The organism is Pannonibacter sp. SL95, from assembly GCF_026672425.1.
GTDB lineage: Bacteria > Pseudomonadota > Alphaproteobacteria > Rhizobiales > Stappiaceae > Pannonibacter.
The window spans coordinates 1,139,351-1,151,781 of the sequence record NZ_JAPPRC010000006.1; the positions used below are offsets into that span (position 1 = coordinate 1,139,351).

Below are 12,431 nucleotides of genomic sequence, written 5' to 3' on the forward strand. Positions count from 1 at the left end.
TCATCATGGCTCCCTGACGCTTCCCTTTTCCCGCTTGGAGAGTTGATTGGGCCTCTGGCTGACACCCACGCCCGCAAACAATCCGAAGCACGTCAAGGATAGCACGGCCATGCCCGCCCTGCAGCAGCCTCCCGCCCATGTCTGCGGCTTCGATGTCGCCAAGGACAGCATCACCGCCTTCGACACCGCCACCGGCCGTGTCACGACCTTCCCCAACCGCTCCGCCAGCATCCGCAAGGCGCTGACAGGCCTGTCGGCCGACTGCCTGTGCGTGTTGGAGCCGACCGGCGGCCACGAGCGCCTGCTGGTGGGCGAACTGACGGCAGCAGGCCTTGCCTGCCACCGGGCCGATACCGTTAAGGTCAAGGCATTCAGCCGGTCCTTCGGCCGTCTTGCCAAGACAGACGCCATCGATGCCCAGGCTCTGGCCCGCTATGGCGAGGAGCGCTGGAAGACACTCGCCCTGTTCACGCCGGCCGATGAGACCCAGAGCACACTCGCCAGCCTCAATGCCCGCCGTCAGGAGCTTCTCGCCCTCAAGGTGGCCGAGCAGAACCGCTCAAAGATCCCCGGAGAGGGACCTGGCATCGCGATCATCCGCCGCTCCTGCCAGGTCATCCTGCGGGCGATCCTGCACGAGATCGAGGCCATCGACGCCGCCATCGAGGCGCTCGTCGACGCCTCGCCGCAGCTCGCCCGCCGGATCGAGGTCTGCTGCTCCCTGCCGGGCGTGGGCAAGCGCACCGCCATCACCCTCGCCGCAACCATGCCGGAACTGGGAACGATGGACCGGCGCCAGGCCGCAAGCCTCGCCGGGGTCGCCCCTCATCCCAAGGACAGCGGAACCCTCAAGGGATATCGCCGGATGCACGGCGGACGCTCCACCGTCAAGCCGGCCCTCTTCATGGCCGCCTTGTCCGCAAGCCGCGCAAACGGGCCATTAAAGGAGGTCTATCAAAGGCTTATCAACAACGGGAAGAAGCCAATCCTCGCAATCGCCGCCCTCATGCGAAAGATCATCGTCATCCTGAACGCAAGGATCAGGCACAACGCACAACAACAGAGTTGATGACTCGGAGCAAGGTGCATTCACCACGCAATGGCATATGCCGCATATGAGCAACACCTCTCCGTTTCACCCTGGGCTCGCGCGACGCTTGGCCGGGGTGACATCGGCGGGGGCAAAAACGAAGCGAAGGCCGGTCCGACAAGCGGGCCCGGCCTTCGCTATTCGTCGCGGGGACACGGCGTGTTGTCAGCGGCTGGCCGTCAGGTCCAGCTTGATAGTGACATCGTCGCCAACGGTGGCCGGCGGGAAGCTGGCGCCGACGCCAAAGGCGGAGCGCTTGGCAGTGGCTGTGCCAACCGCGCGGGCGCTGTCGCCGGTGATGTCGAGGGTGAAATCGAGCGTCACCGGCTGGGACTGGCCACGCAGGGTCAGCGTGCCCTCCATCTGGTAGGCGTTGCCGCCCTTCGAGGTAACAGCACCCGAGGTGAAGGTCGCGGTCGGGAAGCTGGCCGCGGCGAGCCAGTCGGCCCCCGGGATCATCTCGACGAATTGCGGGTTCGCCGTGGCAATGCCGCCGGTCTCGATGGTGGCCTCGATCTTGGCATCAGCCGGATTGGCCGGATCGAAGCGGATTGCCGCCGTCCAGGTCTTGAAGGTTGCCTCGACGGGCTGGCCACCCTGGTCGACGGCAAAGCCCAGGGTGCTCTTGGCCGGATCGACTTTCCAGTCGGAGGCGAGGGCCGGCGTGGCGGTGAGCGCCACGGCAATGGCCGTCAGTTGCAGGAACTTGCGCATGAAATGGTCCTTTCGGAAAGAGGCGTTCAGCCAGCGGTGCCAGGGGTCTTCTGGGTCATTTCGCGGGCGGTGCGATCGGGACGCAGCATCCGCAGGAGGACGCCGTCACGCGCCAGGAAGTGGTGCTTCAGGGCAGCCCCGATATGGGCGACCAGCAGCAGGATCAGCAGCCAGGCAAACAGCTCGTGCAGGTCCTTGAACAGGGTCTCGGCCTCCGCCTTCGTGCCGAGTGCTTCGGGCACGGCCAGATGCGGCATGTGCACGGCGCCGAAGAGAATGGTCGGAATGTTCCAGGGCGAGGCCGAAACCATCAGCCAGCCGGTGAGGGGAATGGCAAAGAGCAGGCCATAGAGCCCGAGATGGCCCAGATGCGCGGCTGCCTTTTCCCACGTCGGCATGGTCGCCGGCAGGGCCGGGCTCGGGTTGGCAAGACGCCAGACGAGGCGCAGCACGGTCAGGGCCAGCACCACGAAGCCGATCGACTTGTGCAGCTGGAACAGGGCAAAGGTCGCCGGGTCGGTGAGGGGCAGCTGGTGCATGTACATGCCAAGGCCGATCATCCCGACGATCATGAGGGCCATGGACCAGTGGAAGGCGATGGCGATCCAGCCGTAGCCATTGGAACTGTTGCGCAGCATGCAGGCTCTCCCGATAGGTGGGCCGGACGTGATGGGGACCGTCCGGCCCGGACGCGGTCAGTCCTTACTTGGCCGCCGCGAGCGTTTCCGCGTGAAGGGTGATGGTGACGTCGTCGCCGACATAGGGAACATACATGTTCATGCCGTAGTCGGAACGCTTGATCGTGGTGGTTCCGGCAAAGCCGATCGCCGGCATCTTGGCCATCGGGTGTTCGCCCATGGTGGTCACGGTGACCTTCAGGGTTGCCGGCTTGGTGACGTCCTTGATGGTCAGGTCGCCAACGATCTCCAGCTCCTTGTCACCGGTCTTGGTGACCTTGGTGCTCTTGAAGGTTGCCTTCGGGAACTTGGCGACATCGAAGAAATCGGCGCTCTTCAGGTGCTTGTCGCGGTCAGCGAAGAAGGTGTCCAGCGTCGTGGTGTCGATGGTCAGCTCGATCGAGGAAGCTTCCGGCTTGTCGGCGTCGACAACCAGCTTGGCGTCCCAGCCACCGAAGCGGCCATCGGTGGTGGAGTAGCCGAGGTGATTGTAGGCGAAGGACAGGTTCGAGTGGCTCTTGTCGAACTCATAGGCAACCGGATCGGCGAGGGCCGGGGTGGCGAAGAGGGCGAGGGCGAGGGCAGAAACGGCAATGCGGGTCATGTGAGGTCTCCGGAAGGGAGGAACAGGATGGCATCGAGGATGCCGACGCCTCTACATGTAGCCGAAATTGCGCAAGGCACAATTTGACGCGCTGTTCATCATGGATGAACAATGATCCGAAGCATACCTAGGGACTGATTACGAAATCCGGCCAAATCTCAAGGCAACCTGCGGGGAAATACGCATCCTCAGCGGCACAGTTGATGGTCTGGCGGCTCCCGATCACGCGTTGATGCCACAAATGTGAGAGCGCGAATTGGTGCGCTGCACAAGCGAAAGTCGGGTGCAGGCGGGAGGCTTGTCATGAATCCATCAACGGACTGGTGCAGGAAAGAGAGGGGCGGGAAAACACGCTGAAACTGCGTGTAAGTAAATTTCAATCTATAATTGCTGCTGCGAAGGGCCGAGTTGTGAGGAAAGCTGTGCTGATCTGCCATCGGGGTCTTTCGCTCCGCGCTCCCGAAAACACGCTGGCCGCGCTGGAAGCTGCAATTGCCTTTGGCGCCGATGTGGTCGAGTTCGACATCCAGACTAGCCGCGACGGCATACTCTATGTCATCCACGACGAAACGCTCGACCGCACCACGAACGGCCGTGGCAAGGTCGCCGACATGACGTCTGCCGAGATCGACGCCCTCGACGCCGGGAGCTGGTTCAGTCAAGCGTTTGCTGGTGAGCGCGTGCCGCGCCTGTCTGTGTTCCTGGATGCCTGCAAGGGGCGCATCGGCACATATGCAGAGATCAAGGCGGCGGATCCCGCCCGGGTGCGAGACATGCTGGCTGCCCGCGGCATGCTGGACCGGGCCTGGTCCTTCTCCTTCAACGAGGACATCCGGGCCCAGATGCGTGCCCGGGTGCCGGATCTCAGGCGCATGGTCCTTTTTAAGCACACCGGTTCCGTCGAACGCGCGGTTGCGGCGGGCGCGCACATCCTTGAGTTCCATGAGGGCAATGTTACGCAGGAGCGCGTTGCCCAAGCCAGGGAGGCGGGGCTGGTGACGCAGATGTTTTATGCGGGAGACAGCGAAGCTGTGTTCGAAAACGCGCTGCGCTGCGGCATCGAACAGATGAATATTGATGAGGCGGAGCTGTTCCGGTCGGTTGAAGCGCGGCTGATGGTACGCGCTTGAGACACGCATCGAGCCGCCGGTCACGCAAGACCGACGGCGACCATGTCGAGTCAGAAGGTGAGGCGCGCAGTCACGCTCGACGCCCGCACTGGCACACTTCCTGGCTCAGAGCCCCAGCCCGCCGATGCAGGCGTATTTGATGCTGAGGTAGTCGTCGACGCCGTATTTCGAGCCCTCGCGGCCCATGCCGCTGTCCTTGACGCCGCCGAAGGGGGCGACTTCCGTGGTGATCAGGCCTTCGTTGATGCCGACAAGGCCGTATTCCAGCGCTTCCATGACCCGGAACACCCGGCCGAGGTTCTGGGCATAGAAGTAGCAGGCCAGGCCATACTCGGTGTCATTGGCAAGCCGAATGACTTCCTCTTCGGTCTCGAAGCGGAACAGCGGGGCAAGCGGGCCGAAGGTCTCCTCGCGCGCCACCTTCATCTCGGCGGTGGCACCCGCAACGATGGTGGGCTGGAAGAAGCTGCCCTCGTTGCCGATGCGCGCGCCGCCGGTCAGGACCTTGCCCCCCTTGGCGACTGCGTCGGCGATGTGTTCCTCGACCTTGGCAATGGCGTTGGTGTCGATCAGTGGGCCCTGGGTGATGCCGTCCTTGCGCCCGTCGCCCACCTTGAGCTGTGCTTCGACAGCGGCCTTCAGCTTGGCAGCAAAGGCGTCATAGACGCCGGCCTGGACATAGAGCCGGTTGGCGCAGACGCAGGTCTGGCCGGAGTTGCGGAACTTGGAAATCATCGCGCCGGCGACAGCCGCATCGAGATCGGCATCGTCGAAGACGATGAAGGGCGCATTGCCGCCCAGTTCCATCGAGATCTTCTTCATGTGCTTGCCCGCCTCGCTGGCAAGCAGCTTGCCGACTTCGGTCGAGCCGGTGAAGGTGATCTTGCGCAGGAGGGGATGTTCGCACATCTCCGCCGCGATCTCGGCCGCCGAACCGGTGACCACGTTGATGACGCCGGCCGGAATGCCCGCTGCCTCTGCCATCGCGCCGAAGGCGAGGGCAGAGTAGGGCGTCTGGCTGGCCGGCTTGATGACGATGGTACAACCGGCCCCGAGCGCGGCGCCGAGCTTGCGCGCGATCATCGAGTTCGGGAAATTCCAGGGCGTGATGGCCCCGACGACGCCGACCGGCTCCTTGGTGACCAGGATGCGCTTGCCGGCCCAGGGGGCGGGAATGACGTCGCCGTAGATGCGCTTGCCCTCTTCGGCGAAGAACCGGATGTACTTCACGCCGAGCGCGATTTCGCCCTTGGCCTCGGCCAGCGGCTTGCCCATTTCGGTGGTGAGCAACTCGGCCAGCGCATCATGGTTCGCCATGATCGCATCGCACAGCTTGTGCATGCGGCCCGCGCGATCCTCTGCCGTCAGGGCCTTCCAGCCGGCCAGTGCCTTGTGTGCGGCCTCGATGGCGCGGCGCGTTTCGGCGCGCCCGGCTTTCGGAACGGTGCCGATGGTCTCCAGCGTTGCCGGATTGTCGACGCGGATGGTCTGGCCACTGTCCGCCGGAACCCAGGCTCCATCGATGTACAGCTGCTGCTTCACCAGATTTGCATCAAGGCCCATGTCGGTCTCCCCCGGTCTGTCTTGCCCGTCGTGTCGGACGTGTGTGGCATGTATCAGGCGGGACGTCACGTCATCGCCTATTATTTAACATGTTAAACAGTTCCGAGGCGCGCGGTAAAGGGCCTTTGCACATCGTGTGCAGGCCGGGGTGGGACCTGCACGCTGAGGCAGATCAATATTCCTTCTCGAAATAGATGCCGGCCTTCGACGACCCGGTCGCCCCCACTTCGCCACGGGCTTTCAGATTGCGCGACAGGTCGATGTCGACCTTCACCTTGGAGGAGTCGCGGCCGGTGCCCTGTTCGACGCCCAGATAGATGTTGTCATTGATGTACTTGCCCACCGACAGGGATGGTCCGCCCGGACCTGCGACATTGAGATCGACCGCGTCCAGACCGAGCGACTTGCGCAGCTGGGCGAGGGGGCCCTGGTCACTGCCACCGGTCAGCGTTGCCACGGCGGCGGCCAACTGGGCGATCTGCGTCGGCGACAGGCTGGTCATGCTGCGGTCAAACAGCAGCTGGGCGAGGATTTCGTCCTGTGGCAGGGAGGGCGACGACGACAAGGCGATGACCGGATCCGCGGCGCTGCCGCTGATGGTCACATTGATGGTGGTCGAACTGGCAGTGGTCGTGGCCACGAAGTTCAGCGTCGGCGTCAACGAGCCGGTGAAGGTCACTGAGCCTTGCGAGAAGGCAAGGCGCCGGGTGAGCACATCCAGCTGGCCCCGGCGCAGCGTGATGCCGCCAATGGCTTGCGGCTGCGCCGTGGTGCCAACGATCCGCAGCGAACCGCCCAACTCCGCATCAAGACCACGGCCGCGCACGAAGATGCGGGCCGGCGCATTGACAGTGACGTCGAGCGACAGCCCGCCGCTGCCTGAGCCGCCGCCTGTCTCGCCCATGTCCTGCTTCAGCTCTGCCACCTGCTCGCGCACGGGCTTGGGCGCATTGACGTGCCGCACCGCCAGCGGCGACAGGCTGCCGGGCAGGGATTGAGGAATGGCGATATTGGCGTCCTTGACGTTCACGGTGCCGGACAGCAGACCGCCACCTGCCAGCGGGCCGCTGACCTTCAGGGCAGCGCCAATATCGGCCGTGACGATGCGGCCATCGCTGTAGCGGCCATTGTCGACCGTGATGGACAGGTCCGCCGGCATGTCTTGCGACAGCCCGACCGAGCCGCTGGCCTTCACAGTGCCTCCGGCGGCAATCGCTGCGGTGATGCCGTTGACGATGATCCGGTCACGGGTGACGTCGATGGTTCCGGTCACATCGCGCAGGGTGAAGCCGGAGGAAAGCTCGGTGAAACTGACGCCTTGGGGACGCGCCGTCAGGGCGTAATCGGGCGCGGCAAACGTGCCGCCGATCCGCCCGGATACGGCAAACGCGCCTTCGCCCCGGAACCCGGACCGCGTCAGGGCAGGGCGGGCAAGCGCCAGCGGCACGTTGCCGGAAACATCCAGCGCCAGCGATCCTGCACCGGCGATGTTCACCGGGCCAGTTGCGGTGAGCGACAGGCCACCGTCGCCGATCACCTTGCTGGTCTGCTCGATGCGCTGGCCCTGGAAGCTGCCACGGCTGTCGAGGCCAAGCGGGGCAATGCCGTTGCTGGCGAGGGCCGCCGCCGAAAGACCTGCGCCCGTGAGCTGCCAGCTGGCAACCGGCGCGCTGGCCGCGCCGCTGACCTTGACCGAGCCACTGAGCGTACCGGCAAGCCCGAGCCCCGGACTGAAGGCGTTGGCGAGGGCCACTGGCACGGATTTCAGCGTGCCATTGAGGTTCAGTGTCTCGCCGGCAGTGCCCTGGATCACAAGGGCGCCATTGCCGAGGGCGAGGGCAACCTCGTCAAGCCGGGCAATGGCATTGGCGTAGGACAGCCGCGCCGGGCGCACCAGCGATGTCTTGAGGCCGCTGTAGGTGCCGTCGAGCCGGGCGAGCGTCAGGTCAAAGCCCGCCGCCACCGCCGTCAGGCTGCTAGCCGCCGCGACGCCGTCCTTGGCGGTGCCGGGCAGGCGCGCATCGAGCGTGAAATCCGTGCGGGTGCCGTCGCTCTTGGCCGTGGCCGCAAGGCTGGCCAGCCGGGTGCCGCCGGCCAGGAGGCCGGATGCCGACACCGTGCCGGAGGCTTGCGGGACGGCAGTGAGGTCAAACAGGTCCGCGTCGACCTTGAAGCTGTCGACGGCTGCTTGCGGCAGGCCCACGCCGGCGCCCTCTGCCGTCAGGCGGATACGCGGGCCCTTGGCGTCAGCGCTGATCGCTGCCTGCGCCGTCAGGCGGCCGGAGAGGGCGGTGAGGGCAAGGGGGGAGAGTTCCGAAAGGTCGGGGGCGTTCAGGGTGAGTGTGCCGCTGACACTCTCGAGCGCGCGCGTCAGGTCCGCGACTGTCAGCTCGCCGCTGAGCCGGTTGCCGCCGACGGCGGCCTCGAAGCCCGTCAGCTCGGCGCGGCCATCGTTGCTCGACACTTCACCCCGTGCCACCAGCGGCGCGCCGTTCAGCTTGGCCGACAGGTTCAGTTCCCCCCGCGGCGCATCCGGATCGGCTTCACCGGAAAGGGCCAGCGACAGGTCGGTGAGCGGCGTGCCTGACAGCAGGATCTGGTTCGAGGTCGCGGTCAGCTCAAGCCCGGGGCGCGCCAGCGCGCCGGACAGATCAGCCTCCGCCGTCAGGCTTCCGCCCAGTCGCGGATCAAGGCGCGACAGATCGGGCAGGGTGACACGGATTTCGCCGTCGAGGCCGTCCTCGTCGCCCTGTTTCATCGCAGCCGTGCCGGTGACCGAAACACCTGGTGCCAGCAGGGAGAGATCGCGCAAGGCCGCGGTGCCGTCCTTTGCAAGGCTCAGTTCGCCGGACGCCTGCGTCTTGCCGGCGAGAAGCCCATCCAGTGCTGCCACCCCCGTGGCAAGGTCCGTGCCGGCCAGCGACAGGGTGACCGCTCCGGTCAGATCCGTGAGGTCCAGCACGGAACGGAAGCCAGCGCCCAGACTGCCGGAGAGCGGCTTGCCTGACAGCGGGGCGAAAGGGCCAAGGTCCGGAATGCGCAGATCGCCGACGAGCCGGGTCTGCCGCGCCCGGATCTCGCTCTCCCCGATTTGCAGGGACAGGACCGGCAAGGAGGCACTTGCGCGGGCGAGGCGGAAGACGGCACTGCCGTCCTCGACGGCGAGCCGGCCGGTCAGGTCGGCCGAGGTCGTGCCGCTGAACGGAGCCAGTCGTGGGTCGGACGGGGCAAGCCCGGCGATTCGGAGCGTGGCATTGACCGGCAGGGACAAGGCACCCGGGCTGAGGTTGGCTCCCACCCCCGTGGCATCGATCCTTGCGGAGGGCACGGTGACAGTGGGTGTCTTCAGCGCATCCGCTTCGAGGCTGGCATGCCAGGTGGCGCGATCCAGCGGGCCGTCGAGCTTGGCCGAGGCCGTCAGGCTCTTCAACGTGGCAAGGCCGGAACCGGTGTCGATGCCGATCAGGGCCTCGCCTGCAGCAGCCAGCCGTGCATCGAGCTTGCCCGCCAGAACCTGGCTTGCCGGATCGAGACTGGCGGTGCCGGAGGCGGACAGTGTGCCAGTCGTCATTTCTAATGTGCCGGCGCGGGCGCGGAAGTCCTGGGTGAGATCGATGGCTGCGGCGAGCCGGGTCTGGCCAGCCAGGACAGCCCCCGCCACAGGCGGAGCCAGCGGGGCAAGGTCCCCGCCGAGGTCAACGGTCAGGCGGCGCTCGCTGTTGCCCGTCTCGCTGAGGCGTGCGGTGCCGCTGGCGGTCGGGCGGCCATCCAGCGCCAGGGCCAGCCGGGCGCTCCAGTCTGCCAGCGGTCCGGCGCCGTTGAGGTCGAGATCAAGCGCGGGCAGATCCTCGATCCCGGCGAGGCGGGCAATCAGGCCGCCACGCGGTTCATTTGCCTTGAGCTTGAAGTCCAGCGTCCCGGCATCCGGCGCGAAGGTGACGTCAGCAGACAAGGCCCCGGCGGTCCCGTCGATCCGGGTGACGTCCAGCTTGCCCGAGAGGGTCTCTGGCAGGGCATCCGCCGCGCCGCTGGCCTTGGCTGCAAGCCTGACCGGAACCCCGGCAACGGCAGCGCCGAGCTGAATGTCCGGCAGGTCGAGATGGTCAAGCCGCAGCGACGCTACGGGAAGCGGCAGGCCACCCTTCTTCGGGCTCGGCTCTGCTGGCTCTGCGGCTGGCTGCGGCCGGCGTTGCAGGTCGATGCTGGTGGCCGACAGGCTGTTGACCCGGGCTTCTCCGGTCAAGAGGGCGAGAGGCTGCCAGTCAAGCGCGATGCCGGATATGGTGGCATAGGGGCCGGACGGGTCGGTCAGGGTCAGGCGGGCAAGGGACACATCGCCGGACCAGGAAATCGACAGGCCTTCCAGCCGGGCGCCGCCCTCGGGCAAGTCCAGCGCGTCATTGGCCAGCTGCTGGATCAGCCGTTCGCCGACCGGTGTGGGCACGAGCGCAAGCGCGAGCCCGGCGAGTGCCGTGCTGCCAAGGGCAGTGTAGAGCAAGGCTTTCAGAATGCGCCGCACGTGCTTTGTCCGGTTCAGAAGGCCTGACTGAGGCCGAGGTAGATCGCGAAATCAGGATCACCCTTTTCCGGCGAAAGTGGGACCGCAACATCGAGGCGCAGCGGGCCGATCGGCGTGAAGTAGCGGATGCCCGCGCCGATGCCGATCTTGAAGGGGCGCGAGAAGTCGGGCACCGAGGCATTGTAGACATTGCCGGCATCAACAAAGGCGACCGCGCCGAACGTCTCGGTCAGGCGCACGCGCACTTCCCCCGACATCTCGATGAGGCTGCGTCCACCGGTGACCTCGCCATTGCGGCGCGGGCCGACGTTTCGGTAGGCGTAGCCACGGATCGAGCCGCCGCCGCCGGCAAAGAAGCGCCGGCCGGCCGGAATGTCATCCACCTGCGGCCCGACAATGCTGCCCGCGGCCAGACGACCGGCCAGGATGAAGCGTTTGGACTCGTCCAGCGCCGCGTAGCTCGACACCGACCCTTTCATGAACATCATCATGTTGCGGTTGCGGATGTCATAGGCCGGTTCGGCAAAGGCGGTCGCCAGCAAACCCTTGGAGGGATTGAGCTTGTCGTCCCGCGTGTCATAGGTGAGATCAGCAGGCAGGCCGGTTAGCAGATAGGTCTTCTTGCCATAGGCATCGGTCTCGTCGAGGAAGGCGATCTCGAAGCCGGCGCGGCCGCTGAACTGGTCGGTGAACTCCCGCTTCAGATAGGCGTCATAGGTGGCCGAGCGGCTGGTGTAGGCGTTGGGCGCTTCCTGCTTGGCCGACAGGGAGGTGCTGAAACTGGTCAGCGGGCCGAACACGCCCGGCTTTTCGAAGGCGATCTTCGCGGCATATTCCATGTCCTTGAACGAGGAATTGCCAAGCCGGCCGACCGAGCCTTCGACGGAAAGAAGCTCGCCCTGTCCGAACAGGTTGCGCCGCCGCCAGTAGGCCTCGAAGCCGCCGCCTTCCGTTGACGACCAGGTCGCGCCAGCGCCCAGCACGTGCCGCTTGCGCTCGGAGACCTCGATGTTGACCGGCAGCGCGCCGTCCGGTCCGATCGTGTCGGCCTCGACCATGTTGACGCTGGCAAAGATGCCCAGGTCATTCAGGCGTTTCTGGGCGGCAGCCAGAATCTCGGGATCATAGACGGACCCTTCCGGGATCATCGCCTGTGCCACGACAAAATTCGGATCGGTCACCTTGGTTCCGGTGACCGTGACCGCGCCGAAACGCGCCTGCTCTCCCGCGTTGGCGACGAGCGTCACGTCCAGATGGTCGTTGGCGTGGTCGGCGGTGATGTCGCGGGTGACGATGCGCGCCTTCGGGAAGCCGCGCGCGCGCAATGTGTTCAGGATCTGCCGTTCGGCAACGAGGACCTTGGACGAATCAGCCGTGGTGCCAGGCGCAAGGCCCCAGAAACCGGGATCGGTCGACAGCTGGCTGGCCGCAGCCCCTTCCGCGCCGATCCGCACGTCGCCAAAGGTGAACAGCGGACCGGCCGAAATCGCGATGGTCACAGGGACCGGACGCGGACCCGGCAGGCTGCCGCGCTGCAGCGCGCTTTGCAGCGGCAGCCCGGCGATCTTGATGTCGACCGTGCCGCCATAGCGACCCTCGACATAGAGCTGGGCGATCAGCCGGTCGAAATCATTGAGCGCACGGGCAATGAGGCCCGCCTCGCCAGAGGGAGCCTTTTCGGCCTCGCTGACCAGAATGGACGCCGCCGTCAGCCGTTCCTTGAGCGGGTCATCGCCGCCCGAAAGGGTCAGCGTCGGAACATAGGGAAAGGCATCCGGCGTGTTGGCGTCGTCGCTCGCCGAACCCCACAGGCGGTAACCGAAAAGTTCGAAGGCCCCGGCCGGCAGAGGCGTCAGGATCGAGACCGTGGCAAGCAGGAAACCGGCGCAAAACAATGCTGTCCGCCAGGCCGTCCGGTTGGAAACGGGGCAGGGCAGGGGACCATCCGCACGGTGAACAACCGCTGCGGGGCCAGACTGTTTGGACGGAACTCGCATCAACTCGCAGCCGTCTGGTGGCCCAAGGGGGCACGGCGGATCCGTGACCCATGGGTTTGTATCGCATGGTCAGGCCGCTGTTGCGAGCCCTGGCCCGTGCGCGGGACAAGAGATCCATAGCCGGTTGCAAACGAGCA

The 12,431-nt window shown here is 65.9% G+C and carries 8 protein-coding genes; 2 read left to right on the forward strand and 6 right to left on the reverse strand.

From position 1 onward, the window contains the following. Window positions 1-109: 109 nt before the first annotated feature. Window positions 110-1,069, forward strand: coding sequence for an IS110 family transposase (locus tag OVA12_RS22200; protein WP_268139841.1), 960 nt, complete (start codon window positions 110-112; stop codon window positions 1,067-1,069). Window positions 1,070-1,255: 186 nt separating this feature from the next. Here the strand turns inward: OVA12_RS22200 and OVA12_RS22205 are convergent, their stop codons facing one another. The 3 genes from OVA12_RS22205 to OVA12_RS22215 form a co-directional block, all read right to left on the reverse strand. Beyond that, entirely contained in the window at window positions 1,256-1,804 is a 549-nt protein-coding gene (locus OVA12_RS22205; protein ID WP_268140857.1) for a YceI family protein, read from the reverse strand. A gap of 26 nt (window positions 1,805-1,830) precedes the next feature. Continuing rightward, window positions 1,831-2,442: a cytochrome b gene (locus OVA12_RS22210; RefSeq protein WP_268140858.1), complete on the reverse strand. Its 612-nt coding sequence runs from the start codon at window positions 2,440-2,442 to the stop codon at window positions 1,831-1,833. 64 nt (window positions 2,443-2,506) lie between these two features. Beyond that, entirely contained in the window at window positions 2,507-3,085 is a 579-nt protein-coding gene (locus OVA12_RS22215; RefSeq protein WP_268140859.1) for a YceI family protein, read from the reverse strand. A 422-nt stretch (window positions 3,086-3,507) separates the two neighbouring features. Here OVA12_RS22215 and OVA12_RS22220 point away from each other — a divergent pair, with 422 nt between their 5' ends. Continuing rightward, window positions 3,508-4,215 carry a glycerophosphodiester phosphodiesterase gene (locus tag OVA12_RS22220; RefSeq protein WP_268140861.1) on the forward strand — a complete coding sequence of 236 codons (708 nt, stop codon included), beginning with the start codon at window positions 3,508-3,510 and terminating at the stop codon, window positions 4,213-4,215. A gap of 105 nt (window positions 4,216-4,320) precedes the next feature. On the opposite strand, the gene OVA12_RS22225 is transcribed toward OVA12_RS22220, so the two are convergent. From OVA12_RS22225 to OVA12_RS22235, 3 genes are all read right to left on the reverse strand, one after another. Further along, window positions 4,321-5,778, reverse strand: a complete 1,458-nt coding sequence (locus OVA12_RS22225; protein ID WP_268140863.1) for an NAD-dependent succinate-semialdehyde dehydrogenase — start codon at window positions 5,776-5,778, stop codon at window positions 4,321-4,323. Window positions 5,779-5,950: 172 nt separating this feature from the next. Continuing rightward, window positions 5,951-10,297, reverse strand: coding sequence for a translocation/assembly module TamB domain-containing protein (locus tag OVA12_RS22230; RefSeq protein WP_268140865.1), 4,347 nt, complete (start codon window positions 10,295-10,297; stop codon window positions 5,951-5,953). Window positions 10,298-10,311: 14 nt separating this feature from the next. Beyond that, window positions 10,312-12,192, reverse strand: coding sequence for an autotransporter assembly complex protein TamA (locus tag OVA12_RS22235; RefSeq protein ID WP_268140867.1), 1,881 nt, complete (start codon window positions 12,190-12,192; stop codon window positions 10,312-10,314). Between the last annotated feature and the right edge of the window lie 239 nt (window positions 12,193-12,431).